Origin of the sequence: Alteromonas antoniana (assembly GCF_019249295.1) — a bacterium.
GTDB lineage: Bacteria > Pseudomonadota > Gammaproteobacteria > Enterobacterales > Alteromonadaceae > Alteromonas > Alteromonas antoniana.
This window is the reverse complement of record NZ_JAESDH010000006.1, coordinates 117,847-131,537: the sequence shown is the minus strand read 5'-3', so window position 1 is coordinate 131,537 and position 13,691 is coordinate 117,847. Positions and strand designations below refer to the sequence as shown.

The following is a 13,691-nucleotide window of genomic DNA, read 5'->3' as shown; positions in this document are numbered from 1 at the left end:
CTGCCGCTAAATGGCAGCGCCGACGAAGCAGCTTATGGAGTCAGTCAAATAAAGCATAATCAGGCCACCACCACAGCGCCTTATCGCTGCGTCATTATTGATACCGAGTTTACGGCCTGGGAAGGGTCCGCGCAGCGACACTGGTCTGGTGACAATGAGCACAGGGAGCTGATCCAGATTGGCGCTGTGAAGCTCACAATGACGCCCTCATCCTGTCTGGTGTCTGAGCGGCTTAATATTCTGGTAAAGCCGGTAATAAACCCAGCCTTAAGTGACTACATCATCAATCTCACCGGGATCTCGCAATCTATGGTCGACGAGCACGGCGTCGATGCGGCGTCGGCAATGACTACGCTTTATCACTTTTGTGAAGACGGGCACCTTCCGGTTTGGAGTTGGGGAGCGGATGAGCGTGTACTTAAAGAAAACGCTACACTGGGCGAGTTCGCGCTGCCAACGTTTACTAAGGGTATCAGGAATCTGCAAGCGTTACTGCAGCATTATCAGGTGCCTGAAAGTGAAAAAGCCAGCGGTGAGCTGGCTTCTGCACTACAACTGCAGTTAAGCGGACATGCACATAACGCACTGTATGACACCGAAAGTATTGCGGCTGCGATGTCACACTGGCTGGCTACCCAGACTGTCGATCTGCAATGGATACGGCAGGCCCGTTAACCCTCTGTCCCCCATAGGGAGAAGCCTTTCAGGGCGGTGGTTACTTACGCCTGACTTTCGCGCGCAATCGCACGGTGAGCGATGTCAGTGCGATAGTACACATCCTGCCAGTTTATCTTAGCAACCAGTTCGTATGCCTGTTGCTGCGCCTCGGTAACATTGTTACCCAGTGCTGTTGCACACAGCACACGCCCTCCGCTGGTCACGACGTTGCCGTCTTTTAATGCGGTGCCAGCGTGAAATACCTTACCGTCTAACTGGGCGGCATCGTCAAGGCCACTGATTACGTCGCCTTTATTGTAACTGCCCGGGTAGCCCCCGGCAGCCAGCACGACACCCACAGCAGCACGATCATCGAAAGCGATGGTTTTGCCATTTAACTGGCCCTTGCAGGCATCGATACATAGCGGAACAAGGTCAGATTGCAGACGCATCATGATAGGTTGAGTTTCCGGATCGCCGAAGCGGCAATTGTACTCAATTACCTTTGGCGTACCGTCTGCCATGATCATCAGGCCCGCATAAAGAAACCCTACATAGGGATGACCTTCCGATGCCATACCGTTTACGGTAGGCATGATTACCTCATCCATAACACGCTGGTGGATGTCCGGGGTGACAACTGGCGCAGGTGAGTAAGCGCCCATACCACCGGTGTTTGGTCCCTTATCGCCGTTTGCAGCGCGTTTGTGATCCTGGCTGGTGGCAAACGGCAGTACGTTTTTGCCATCCACCATCACGATGAAAGAGGCTTCTTCGCCGTCCAGAAACTCTTCAATGACCACACGACTGCCCGCGTCGCCAAACGCATTGCCTGCCAGCATATCTTTGATGGCGTCTTCCGCTTCTTCAAGCGTCATGGCGACAATAACGCCTTTACCGGCAGCCAGGCCATCCGCTTTCACCACAATGGGTGCGCCTTTCTCGCGTACATACGCAAGGGCAGGCTCAATGTCGGTAAAGTTCTGATATTCAGCTGTGGGAATATCGTGGCGTGCCAGAAAATCTTTGGTGAACGCTTTAGAGCCTTCTAACTGAGCGGCTGCCTGAGTCGGACCAAAAATGGTCAGACCGGCAGCGTCAAAGGCATCCACTACCCCTGCTACCAGCGGCGCTTCTGGCCCCACAATGGTCAGCGCAATGTCGTTGTTCCGGGCAAAAGTTAACAGGCCTTCGATATCTTCAACGCCAATGGCGACATTCTTCAGTTTCGGCTCGTGTTCAGTACCGGCATTCCCCGGTGCTACAAAGACGGTTGAAACGTCAGAAGATTGTGCGGCTTTCCAGGCAAGCGCATGTTCGCGGCCACCGCCGCCAATAACAAGTACGTTCATCAATGATTCCGTTTATGCTTCAGGTTTTACAAATTTAAGTGTCATGCGATTACTCTCGCCAATAGCAAGGTACTTCGCACGGTCTTCTTCTTTTAATGCCAGTGTGGGCGGCAACGTCCAGACACCACGTGGGTGGTTAGCGTTATCCATCGGGTTGGCATTGATATCACTGCTGGCTTCCAGTTCAAAACCGGCAGCTTCTGCAGCGGCAACCACAAAGTCACGCTTCATGTAGCCGCTTTTCTCCATATCCTCATCACTGCCTGATGACGGCATTTCGTGCTCTACCACGCCCAGCACACCGCCAGGCTTGAGCGCTTTAAAAAACGCTTTAAACGAATTTTCCACACCGTCTTTTCCGGCATTCATATACCAGTTATGCACGTTACGGAAAGTCAGTACCGCATCCGCCGTGCCGGCTTCAGTGATTTCCAGCGCGGCCTCAGGGTGAAATGCGCTAACGGTGATACCGGCGTAAGGAGGATGTGTCTCTACACGCTCGTTAAACTTCTTCAGTGCGTTTTTATAGTAATCACGCGTGCTGTCGTCCACAAAGAAATGTGCGGCAACCAACTTACCATTGTCTTTCAGAAGGTTCGCCAGAATATCGGTATACCAGCCGCCGCCTGGCCAGATCTCAATGACTTTCATATCTGGTTCAATACCGAAAAAGCGCAGCGTTTGCTGCGGGTTACGATATTCATCACGGGCTTTGGCTTCAGCGCTGCGATGCTCGCTTTTTACGGCTTCAGTAATGGGATCGGCGTTGACTGAAGTCACAGCCATTGCCAATGTCACGGCGGTCAAAATTCGCTTCATTGTCTTCATGGTTATTGTTTCCTTTTTTCTGTCTGGGGTCAGGAGCTTGATATAATCGGGCTTCACTTAAGACAGCATAAAGTGAGGCGTAATTCATACCCGTTGTTGGTATCAAATGATCACCTGGCTGTGCACCATTCTTCATCATCACTGGATAGCAACATACGGATAGCGCGTTCGCTTTCGCGAATGTCATTAGCCTAACCGAGCAGCAGGAAAACACCAGCTTTTCGTCGGCAGTCGGTCGTGTTTGCCTGACGACCGGCTGCCACACGTAATTTTGGCTTAGTGACGGAAGTGGCGCATGCCGGTGAAGACCATGGCGATGCCATGTTCGTCTGCGGCGTCAATTACTTCCTGGTCGCGCATCGAGCCACCTGGCTGAATAACGGCTTTTATGCCCGCCTCTGCTGCGGCGTCAATACCATCACGGAACGGGAAGAAGGCATCAGATGCCATCACTGAGCCCGCCACTTCCAGATTTTCATCCGCCGCTTTGATGCCGGCAATTTTCGCAGAGTATACGCGGCTCATCTGGCCTGCGCCCACGCCGATAGTCATGCCGCCTTTGCAGTAGACAATGGCGTTCGATTTCACGTATTTCGCCACTTTCCAGCAGAACATCAGGTCACGTAGTTCGTCTTCTGTAGGCTGGCGTTTAGTCACGACTTCAAGGTCATCCATTTCCACCATGCCAAAGTCACGTTCCTGCACCAGCAAACCGCCATTCACTCGCTTAAAGTCATACCCGTCGGTAAGTTGGCCATGCCAGTCACCACATGCTAACAGACGTACGTTTTTCTTCGCTGCGACTACCTCTTTGGCGCCATCTGAAACAGTAGGCGCAATAATCACTTCAACGAACTGACGGTCAACGATGGTTTGCGCGGTGGTGGCATCCAGTTCACGGTTAAACGCAATGATGCCGCCAAATGCCGAGGTTGGGTCGGTTTTGAATGCGCGGTCGTAGGCTTCCAGAATGCTTTCGCCAATCGCCACACCGCAAGGGTTAGCATGTTTCACGATAACACAGGCTGGCTGGTCGAATTCTTTCACACACTCAAGTGCGGCGTCAGTATCAGCAATATTATTAAATGACAGTTCTTTACCCTGAAGCTGTTCAGCAGTCGCCACAGAAGCTTCCTGAATGTCATTCTCAACATAGAACGCCGCAGACTGATGACTGTTTTCACCATAACGCAGGTCTTGTTTCTTGCTTACCTGAATATTGTAGGTACGCGGGAATTCACTGTGCTCGTGGTCACAGTCGTCTTCACACTCAACGGCATCAACCTTTGCTCCGAAGTAATTGGCTATCATGCCGTCATACTCTGCGGTGTGTTCGAAGGCTTTAATAGCCAAATCGAAACGAGTTGCATAGGTCAGTGAACCGCTGTTGTCGTTCATTTCTTCCAGCACACCGGCGTAATCTTTGGCGTTAACCACAATGGTCACGTCTTTATGATTTTTCGCCGCAGCACGCACCATTGTAGGGCCGCCGATATCGATGTTCTCGATAGCGTCTTCCAGTGTGCAGTCTTCTTTAGCCACGGTTGCTGCAAACGGGTACAGGTTCACTACCACCAAATCGATAGCAGCAATGTCGTTTTCTTCCATTACCGCTTCATCCTGTCCGCGACGGCCCAAAATGCCACCGTGAATTTTCGGATGCAGGGTTTTCACACGACCGTCCATAATCTCAGGGTGCCCGGTATGAGCTGACACTTCTTTTACCGCCAGGCCAGCTTCGCTTAACAGCTTGGCAGTGCCGCCAGTCGATAGCAGTTCAACGCCAGCCTGGCTAAGCGCAGTGGCGAACTCAACAATGCCGGTTTTATCAGAAACACTTAAAAGCGCACGTTTGATGGGTTTAGGTGTATGCATAGTGTGTATAGCTTTCTTTATCGAGAGTGTGAAACAAAAAGAGCACCGAAAGGTGCTCTTGGGTTGGGCGAAGCCCAGAAATCTTAGTTCATGCCGTACTGCTTCAGCTTCTTACGCAGTGTGCCGCGGTTGATGCCCATCATGATGGCCGCGCGGGTTTGGTTGCCGCGGGTGTAGGTCATGACTTCTTCCAGCAGCGGTGCTTCAACTTCTGCCAGAACCAGTTCATACAGGTTGTCGATATTGGCATTGTCCAGTTGCTTGAGGTACTTGTTAACCGCCTGCTTTACAGAGTCGCGCAGCGGCTTTTGAGCTTGAGTTTGTGAAGGCGTAGTTACTGTCGTGGTAAACGGAGAAGTCACATTTTGATCGAACATAATACTTTCTTGCTCTTTAGTTAGTCATCACTATGCTGCGGGGGAAATCTGTCGGGTTTCCCGCTTATGCAGCGATTGAAAATAATCGTCAAGTGCGTTGAGCTGGTCATCAGCCTGCTCAATGGCATTAAACGTTTTACGAAACTGACGTTCCTTATCATGCTCCGCGAGATACCAGCCCACGTGCTTCCGGGCTATTCTTACCCCGGTAATGTCGCCATAAAAGGCGTGCACGTTCGCAACGTGTTCATGTAACACCTGATGTTGTTCAGACAATAAAGGTGATGGTAGGTTCTCTCCGGTTTCCAGGAAATGCAGGATTTGTTTGAAAATCCAGGGATTTCCCTGAGCACCGCGACCAATCATCACGCCATCTGCACCAGTGTATTCCAGCACTTCTTGTGCTTTCTGCGGCGACGTTATATCGCCATTGGCAATAACCGGAATAGACACAGCTTCTTTAATCTTGCGAATTGTGTTGTATTCCGCCTCACCCTTGTACATACAGGCACGGGTTCTGCCGTGAACTGCCAGCGACTGTATGCCGTTTTGCTCTGCAATGCGGGCAATATCTACCCCATTACGGTTTTCTGTATCCCAGCCGGTACGAATTTTTAATGTCACCGGTACGTCTACTGCGTCCACCACGGCTTTCACAATAGATTCCACCAGGTCGGGGTATTGCAACAGCGCCGAACCAGCCAGTTTTTTATTGACCTTCTTCGCCGGGCAGCCCATGTTGATATCGATGATTTGTGCACCGTTACTCACATTAAACTGCGCCGCTTGCGCCATCAGCTCCGGATCCGCGCCGGCAATTTGTACCGAACGAATACCGCTTTCCCCGGCATGGTCCATCCGTGACATCGATTTTGCTGTATTCCACACCCGAGGGTTGGACGACAACATTTCTGACACCACCAGGCCAGCACCCATTCTTCTGCATAGCTGTCTGAAGGGACGATCAGTCACTCCAGCCATCGGGGCCAGCATCAGATTGTTATCCAATTTGTATGGTCCGATTTGCATAATAATACACCAACTGCTGTGCAGAAAATAATCACCCGGCTGAAACGGGGCGCTAAGTGTACGCGTTTTCGCAAGGCTTGAAAAGGCTAAAAATCACACAAAATTTATGTTTTCGGTCTTGACAGAATGATTTCATTAGGCATTTTGTATGATTTTACCCGAAACGTGCGCGCCCCCGTAACTAAAGGGGCGCAGCCGTGTTAGCGGTTTGTGAAAAGGGTGTATGTCAAGGTGTATTACCCTGTGACATTGTTGTTCAACGCGGGTGACAAGTCAGACCGGCGACAGGTAAAAAGCCGGCGTAAAAATCAGACGGATCTACGAATTCCTGAGACACGTGCCCAATCGCCATCGATGGCGCTGGGTTCGAGATCAAAATCACGGGAATATGCTGCTTCGATGCGTTCGACCTGCTCAGCCAGTATTCCGGAAAGCACCAGTCGCCCCCCTGGTTTGCAGTAAGCGGTGATCACATCCTGAAGGTCAATCAGCGGTCCAGACAAAATATTCGCCATCACGACATCGGCTTCAAGCGCCGGCTGATCCTGGGGCAAAAATACCTCAAGGCGCTGCTCTACATCGTTGCGCCGCGCGTTTTCCATCGATGCCTGCAGTGCTTGAGGGTCAATATCGATACCTACCACCCGCGTAGCGCCAAGTTTCAGAGCAGCAAGCGCCAGGATGCCCGAGCCGCAGCCAAAATCGACCACGGTATTGCCAGCTAACTCCAATCCATCTAACCAGCGCAGACACAATGATGTTGTGGGATGCGTGCCGGTACCAAACGCCAGACCCGGGTCGAGCATCACGTTCACCGCATTTGGGTCCGGAACATCCCGCCAGCTTGGACAAATCCACAGACGCTTACCAAATTGCATGGGATGGAAATTGTCCATCCATTCACGCTCCCAGTCTTTATCTTCCAGTGGATCTAACTTGTACACAAAGTCTGGCCCCAGCAGCTTTGACTGCGTTAAGCGTTTGACGATGGCCTTCATATCGTCGGTGGCCTCAAACAATCCCACTACCTGTGTATCTGGCCACAACAAGGTTTCTCCGGGTTTGGGCTCATACATAGGGGTATCTTTCGCATCGACAAAGGTGACGGCTTGTGCACCATTGGCTGAGAGCATACCGCCAATGGATTCTGCATGCTCGGCAGACGTATTAATGCGCAGTTGTAGCCAGGCCATGTGTGATTTCCCAATAAGTAAAGACACCGGATTGTAGCAAACGCAGGGAGTGTCGAGAAACTATTAGGGCTAACATGCTCTGAGAAAAGCTTCACGGCAATGAATGCAGGTCGGCTGGTATTCGCATTTTGGCAAAGGTAGTCAATTGGACGTTGCGTTCACCAATCAAGGCGATACACTGAAGTTAAGATTTAACCAATTTGCCCGATATGCAGCACGTTGTTTTACTGTTGTTTTGCGTCTTATTATCTGTTCCTGCTGCTGCCCGGCAAATTGATGTCCTGGTAGGGTGGGACAAGCCACCCTACGTGGTTGCCGAGTCGCATAGTGGCTTCGAGCTGGAGCTGGTGCGCCAGATTCTGGCAGAGCTCGGTCATGACATCCTTCCTATTTATGTGCCTTTCGGGCGAACTCCCCGGTTGATTAATGCACGTGGGGCCGATATCGGTCTGACGATGAATGCCCGTCACCCTATCGACGATGCGATTCTGAGCAACGTATATGTCGTTTATCAAAATGTGGCGGTCACTCTCAAAAAGCGTCATCTGATGATAAGCGAAATTAATGATTTACGGAGCTATTCCGTCGCCGCCTTTCAAACGGCCAGCCATGTTCTGGGGAAGGAGTACCGCGAGGTGGTCAGTCAGCACCCCAGCTACATCGAAATCCCTCAGCAATTCAGGCAGGTAAGGCTATTGTTAGCAGGAAGTGTCGATGTGGCAGTCATGGACAGAAACATTTTTTCCCATCTGCGCAGCAAAGAGCCCGCTGAGCTTCAGGCAGAAGTGGACATCCATACGCTGTTTGGGGTAAGTCCTTACCGTGCCGCCATCGTTGACGATGAATTACGCCGCCAGTTTAATCAGACACTGGCGACGTTTATGGAAGATGGTCGCTATCAGGCATTAATCGACCAGTTTGGGCTGGTCAACCTGATGAACGATATTCCGGCTAACCGGTTTAGCGAGCATCCATAAATTCACGAATATCCTTCACCAGCTTATTCAGCGACGGCTCATGGATATACATCATGTGGCCGGCTTCATAATAGTGCATTGACACCCGGTCAGTATCGATACCGTGGTGTTGCATGGAATATTCTGTAGCGAAAAACGGGGTTGCCATGTCGTAGTAACCATTGGCAATGAACACACGAAAATCTTTGTTCTGGCGCATCGCGCGGGACAGATTCGGTGTCATCGCTAAAAAGCCCTGACTGCGTGGGCTGCGGCCTACAAGCCAGTTCCAGTTACTGAACACTTCACCTGACAGCACGTTATACTTTTCTTCACGCAGCGTATCCAGTTCGGTGGCCATGTAGTGCTGTAATGCTGCAGTGTAAGCACCATCAATAGCGTAGGAAGACGGATCAGCTTCAAAACGACTGGTAACTTTCACGGCATCTTCACCCAGGTAGCGACTATCAAGGCGGCCTACCACCTGTCCGCGATCACGCAACAGTTCTTTCATAAACAAAAATTCATTGATGCGCATGTCCGTCTGCTTCAGATAGGTCTTACTCAAACCGGTAAAGCGATGAAGCTGATCAATCACATGTTGCTCTTCCTGTTCGGAGGCCAGGCCGCCTTTCAGCAGCACCGTCGCGTAGTCAGTCAGTGCAAAATCCCGAACCTGTTCAAGAAAGCTTTCGAGACTGTCAAACGCGCTCTTATCAGGTAGCGCATTGTGGTACCAGGCTGTCGCCGCAAAGGTGGGTAAAAACGTGATGTGAGGTAAGTCGTTGCCATCAGTGAAATCCCCTGTCTGGAAGTCCAGAATTGAAGAAATCAGTAATACACCATTCAAGTCGATGCTGCCCCAGCCTTCCTGCAGCGTTTTGACCATCGCCGCTGCCCGCGTTGTACCGTAGCTTTCTCCTGCCAGGTATTTGGGTGAATTCCAGCGTTTGTTCTTTGTGATGTACACGCGGATAAACTCAGACAAAATATCGGCATCTTCCTGCACACCCCAGAAATCTTTACCTCCAGCTTCACCTAATGGCGTTGAGTAGCCAGTGCCTACCGGATCGATAAACACCAGATCAGCGATGTCCAGCAGACTGTCTGGATTCGTTTCAAGCGGAAATGGCGGTGCACCCACCTGCTCGGCATCGCTGGGCAGTACCACTTTTTTGGGACCAAACAAGCCCATATGCATCCACACACTGGATGAGCCAGGGCCGCCATTGAACACAAACATTAACGGACGGGTGCTGCGGTTATCCACATCGTCGCGAATATACGCGATGCTGAATATACTGGCGCTTGGCTTACCTTCTTTATCTTTGAGGTGAGTATCGCCAGCATGCACCGAATATTTCACCGTTTTGCCGTTGATCCGTGCTTTGTGCTGGGTCACTTTCATGACAGGTTCAGCATCGGCGGGGGGGGCTTTTTCTTCTGCGGCAGTGACGCCGGCGGACAGCATCAGACTGCCAAGCAGCATGACTATCGTAAGGTACTTGTTGGTTTTGAACATAGTATTGAGTTCCGGGTTATTGTTTTTATTAAAGACTGCCAGAGCCGGCGCAGCGCAACAACGTATCGTCGTTAAAAATAGCAGTAAATCAGATTGATGGTTGCTGATATGTTGTTCTGGTCAAAGGCGTATTTGCATCCTCTCCGATGAAATGTGGAACATGCGAGTCTCGACGCCGCGTCAGGCCCCGGACTACACTTACAATAAATACGGCCGTTACCGAAATGAGCGGAAAACGACGTTGCGCCGTAGAACGCTCAACATACCGAACAAAAGTAAATGGGAAGCTGCTATGAAACAAGGCGCGTTGCGAGCTGGCGTTATTATCGGTTTATTCTGGTGTCTGTTGGGATGTTCTGCATCCGGGGTGTCATCACCGGACACCCCGCAGGCGAATACCGAGGCTGCCACGGCGAAAGACACTGCTTGGCTGGATGAAACCGCGGTAGCCCAGGCCGCAGCCATTCAGCGTCGGGAGCTGACATCGGAAGCGCTGGTGCAAGGATATCTGGCAAGGATCCGCGACCTGGACGGCAACATCAATGCGGTACTCTCAATTAATCCTGACGCCCTTCAGGAAGCCAGAGACCGTGATGACGCCATCGCTAAAGGACGCTCGCTGGGGCCGCTTCACGGGATCCCCGTGTTGGTGAAAGACAATATCGAGACCCGGGAGCTGCCGACAACGGCAGGATCAATGGCGCTGATAGACAATGATACCGGCCGTGACGCCCCCATTATTGCCCGCCTCAGAGCTGCGGGTGCGATTATTCTGGGTAAAACAAATTTGTCGGAATGGGCAAATTTTCGGTCTGAATCATCGATAAGCGGATGGAGTGCAGTCGGCGGGCTGACCCGCAATCCCCATCTACTGAACCGCACCGCCTGCGGTTCTTCGTCGGGATCAGGCGCGGCAATGGCTGTCAGGCTGGCCTCCCTGGCTATCGGCACCGAGACCAACGGCTCCATTATCTGTCCGTCGGCAATGAATGGTGTCGTCGGGTTTAAGCCGTCGGTGGGCTTTTTGTCCCGTCGGCATATCGTACCTATTTCACATACGCAAGACACCGCCGGCCCGATGACTACGAGTGTGCTGGACGCAGCAGTCATGTTTCAGGCAATGTCCGGCGCTGATAATCAGGACAAGCTAACCATACAAGCCCCCACATTTATGCCTCCCGCCGACAGCCTGACAACGGGGCGTCTGGAAGGCGTACGTATAGGCGTGATGCGGTATCGACAAGGGGACAACCCGCACGTGTTATCCGCATTTAATGACTCGCTTGCTGTATTGGAAGAACACGGTGCGCAGCTGGTGGATATTGCGGACTTTTCACAGCCTGAGAGTTTCTGGCCTGATTCCTATCAGGTACTGCTAAGTGAATTTCACCACAACATCAATGCGTACCTGGCATCGTCCCCTGCCGACTTGCCCGCCCGGTCTCTGACCGAACTTATTGAATTTAATGCCGGTTCGGACAGAGAAATGGTCTTATTCGACCAGGATATTTTTACCCAGTCGCTTGCCGCACCTGAGATAGACAGTCCCGCCTATCGTGATGCGTTGTCACTTATCCGCACTACGGCAAGAGACAAAGGCATTGACGCACTACTTAAAGACAACAATGTCGATGTGCTGGTTGCGCCCTCAAACAGCCCCGCTTTTCTTATCGATACCATTTACGGAGACCATGCTCCGATGGGATTTATCGGCATTGGCTATCTGGCTGCCATTGCCGGCTATCCACACCTGACGTTGCCGGTGGCAGAAGTAAAAGAATTACCGGTAGGGCTTAGCGTTATCGGAGGCCAGTGGCAGGATATGAAGGTACTGATGGTGGGTTATCAGCTTGAGCAGGCACTGGGTTTTACGCCTCAGGTACAACTTATGGAAAGCCGGATGCAGGCTCATCCTCAGTGGTTTTCTTCGCTAACTGATGGTGAACGTGAAACAAAGTAGTGAGCTGATATGCAAGCGCAAGGTTGCCCAGATAAGAAGCGTCAATGTAGCGAAAAGGGAAATAAAAGATAAACGGGTAATGGGAGCATTGCGGAGCAGACGAGCTGTTTCCGCAATGCCGGGTGGGAACACAGTTTAGTTAGCTGGGGCGCTTCACCCACGCACTACACCAGCCCTCAGCGGCAACCAGCTTGCCAGGGAAAATTGCACAGGGACGGTGCTGCTCACCGTCACTGCCCTGAATGTACATGCAATTCGCACATTTCTGGCCTGAAGTCGTAGACGATGGCGTATAGTTCAACGCTTTTGCCGTTGGGTCGTCAGCTTGCAGCTGCTCCTGAGCATTTGCACGTAATGCAACGCCACCCAGTGTCATACCAATGACGGTAGATCCTGTTAACTTGAGGAAATCACGGCGATTTACGGATTTCATAGGTCTCTCCAAGCTGATCGAAACGATAATGATTCTTTTTTATTCAACGCTAAACACGCAAAACCCGCCAAAAGGCGGGTTTTCAGTCTTTATACTTATACCTGCAAAATCTGGATCTGGCAAAGGCAAAGCCAGATTAGTTTGATCTGCATTAATAATCGTGCAACCGCTCCGCAATAAAAAAGAAAAACAGCGTTTTTGCTTTTAATTAGATACTCAGGTTACCTTTCAGTTCCCTGCGGTGATTTTTTCTTAACAGGTTGATCAGGCTTGGCATATTCAAACTGCGCCAGGCGTTGGGTTTGATGATAGCTGTCGAGACCGGAAATACAGGCCGAGCCCAGCGCTTCAATATCCACATAGCCGTCATTGTGCATGGCATCCCCTTTCACAATAACCTCCTGGATGTTCCCAATTACCAATACCGTGTCATTTTCCAGCGTGAAATGCTCAGAATACGTCAGTCCAATTTGTAGCCGGCTTTCCAACACGTAAGGCGCAACGCATTCTGGTGAATACCATGGGGTTAAACCGCATTCAGAAAACTCGCTGACGTCCGGTTCAAACCGCGCTGAGGTCTGGTGAGCCTTATCAATCCAGTCAGTGCCGACATGATTAATGGTGTAGTGCTTAGCTGATAGTATATTTTCCAGCGTGTCGCGAACCACAGTGTGGGGGCGTATCAGCATACCCAGCAAAGGCGGGTTAGCGCCAACGTGAAAAACAGAGCTGATGATTGCCAGGTTTTCCGCTTTGTCACTGCGTGTGCCCACGACGTTTGCCGATTTGAACCCCGACAAACTGTTGATAAAATTTGCCCGGTACCGCTGCGCCATGGCATCGATATCGGCGGTTGAAAAATGATGTTCAGATGGCTCAGTCATTTTCCCGCTCTGCGTGCAATTCCAGATCCTCACCGCTACCGGTAACGGTAATTTCAATGGGCTGACAGCAGATCTGGCAATCCAGCACCTGAACTTGTCCTACATCGTTTATTTCGTCAACTTCGAAATCATTCGGTGCCATACAGTAAGGGCACGAAAATGTCATCGCTCGGGTAAGGCTCATAAAGTACCTCGCCTTTTAAAAAAGAATAAACTGGTTTACGCCCTGTTGCCGTAAAGAGATTGAATCCGTCACAAAAAAGTCTGATGAGCAGAGAGCAAAAAATTGGAGTATGTCCCCTTTGCTACCGCAATGCCCGGTTGACCTTTCATCACCTGATCCCGAAAAAAATGCATCGCCGCGCCCATTTCAAAAAGCGCTACACGAAACAAAAGCTAAACGAAGGCATTGCAATTTGCCGGCAGTGTCATGATGGTATTCACCGGTTTTATTCAGAGATGACGCTAGCGAAAACGCTGAATACGCAGAAAGCGTTGCAGCAGGACGTGGATCTGGCTAACTATTTTGACTGGGTGAGCAAACAGCGGATCCGGCTTGATTATTAGAGCTGTATAAATATACACTATTGTTGGCAGCCCCCTCGACCCGGTTAGTTCCGGTTGT

General features: G+C 51.0%; 14 protein-coding genes. 4 read left to right on the top strand and 10 right to left on the bottom strand.

Features of this window, described 5'->3' with window-relative positions:
* Positions 1 to 675: a 3'-5' exonuclease gene (locus tag JKP77_RS06995; protein WP_218310544.1), complete on the top strand. Its 675-nt coding sequence runs from the start codon at positions 1 to 3 to the stop codon at positions 673 to 675.
* Between the two features lie 44 nt (positions 676 to 719).
* Here JKP77_RS06995 and purD read toward each other — a convergent pair whose 3' ends face one another.
* From purD to prmA, 6 genes are all read right to left on the bottom strand, one after another.
* A complete protein-coding gene (gene purD / locus JKP77_RS06990; RefSeq protein WP_218310464.1) occupies positions 720 to 2,009 on the bottom strand; it encodes a phosphoribosylamine--glycine ligase in 1,290 nt (429 codons plus the stop codon).
* 12 nt (positions 2,010 to 2,021) lie between these two features.
* Positions 2,022 to 2,837 carry a class I SAM-dependent methyltransferase gene (locus JKP77_RS06985; protein WP_218310463.1) on the bottom strand — a complete coding sequence of 272 codons (816 nt, stop codon included), beginning with the start codon at positions 2,835 to 2,837 and terminating at the stop codon, positions 2,022 to 2,024.
* A 276-nt stretch (positions 2,838 to 3,113) separates the two neighbouring features.
* Positions 3,114 to 4,712 (bottom strand): bifunctional phosphoribosylaminoimidazolecarboxamide formyltransferase/IMP cyclohydrolase, encoded by a 1,599-nt coding sequence (purH, locus tag JKP77_RS06980; protein WP_218310462.1) that lies wholly within the window; start codon positions 4,710 to 4,712, stop codon positions 3,114 to 3,116.
* Positions 4,713 to 4,795: 83 nt separating this feature from the next.
* On the bottom strand, positions 4,796 to 5,089 hold the full coding sequence (gene fis, locus JKP77_RS06975; RefSeq protein WP_018982332.1) for a DNA-binding transcriptional regulator Fis: 294 nt from the start codon (positions 5,087 to 5,089) through the stop codon (positions 4,796 to 4,798).
* Positions 5,090 to 5,119: 30 nt separating this feature from the next.
* On the bottom strand, positions 5,120 to 6,118 hold the full coding sequence (dusB, locus tag JKP77_RS06970; protein WP_218310461.1) for a tRNA dihydrouridine synthase DusB: 999 nt from the start codon (positions 6,116 to 6,118) through the stop codon (positions 5,120 to 5,122).
* A gap of 308 nt (positions 6,119 to 6,426) precedes the next feature.
* Entirely contained in the window at positions 6,427 to 7,311 is an 885-nt protein-coding gene (gene prmA / locus JKP77_RS06965) for a 50S ribosomal protein L11 methyltransferase (RefSeq protein ID WP_218310460.1), read from the bottom strand.
* A gap of 209 nt (positions 7,312 to 7,520) precedes the next feature.
* On the opposite strand from prmA, the gene JKP77_RS06960 reads away from it, so the two are divergent.
* Positions 7,521 to 8,288, top strand: a complete 768-nt coding sequence (locus tag JKP77_RS06960; RefSeq protein WP_218310459.1) for a substrate-binding periplasmic protein — start codon at positions 7,521 to 7,523, stop codon at positions 8,286 to 8,288.
* Here JKP77_RS06960 and JKP77_RS06955 read toward each other — a convergent pair.
* Positions 8,272 to 9,789 (bottom strand): S10 family peptidase, encoded by a 1,518-nt coding sequence (locus JKP77_RS06955; RefSeq protein WP_246601114.1) that lies wholly within the window; start codon positions 9,787 to 9,789, stop codon positions 8,272 to 8,274. The genes JKP77_RS06960 and JKP77_RS06955 overlap by 17 nt on opposite strands.
* A gap of 292 nt (positions 9,790 to 10,081) precedes the next feature.
* Here JKP77_RS06955 and JKP77_RS06950 point away from each other — a divergent pair, with 292 nt between their 5' ends.
* Positions 10,082 to 11,749, top strand: coding sequence for an amidase (locus JKP77_RS06950; protein ID WP_218310458.1), 1,668 nt, complete (start codon positions 10,082 to 10,084; stop codon positions 11,747 to 11,749).
* 139 nt (positions 11,750 to 11,888) lie between these two features.
* On the opposite strand, the gene JKP77_RS06945 is transcribed toward JKP77_RS06950, so the two are convergent.
* The 3 genes from JKP77_RS06945 to JKP77_RS06935 all read right to left on the bottom strand — a co-directional run bounded on the left by JKP77_RS06945 (position 11,889) and on the right by JKP77_RS06935 (position 13,250).
* Entirely contained in the window at positions 11,889 to 12,182 is a 294-nt protein-coding gene (locus JKP77_RS06945) for a high-potential iron-sulfur protein (protein ID WP_218310457.1), read from the bottom strand.
* Between the two features lie 221 nt (positions 12,183 to 12,403).
* Positions 12,404 to 13,066 carry a flavin reductase family protein gene (locus tag JKP77_RS06940; protein ID WP_218310456.1) on the bottom strand — a complete coding sequence of 221 codons (663 nt, stop codon included), beginning with the start codon at positions 13,064 to 13,066 and terminating at the stop codon, positions 12,404 to 12,406.
* Positions 13,059 to 13,250, bottom strand: coding sequence for a zinc ribbon domain-containing protein (locus tag JKP77_RS06935; protein ID WP_218310455.1), 192 nt, complete (start codon positions 13,248 to 13,250; stop codon positions 13,059 to 13,061). Before JKP77_RS06935 ends, JKP77_RS06940 begins: the two co-directional genes overlap by 8 nt.
* An 83-nt stretch (positions 13,251 to 13,333) precedes the next feature.
* On the opposite strand from JKP77_RS06935, the gene JKP77_RS06930 reads away from it, so the two are divergent.
* Positions 13,334 to 13,633, top strand: coding sequence for a hypothetical protein (locus tag JKP77_RS06930; protein ID WP_218310454.1), 300 nt, complete (start codon positions 13,334 to 13,336; stop codon positions 13,631 to 13,633).
* Positions 13,634 to 13,691: the final 58 nt, after the last annotated feature.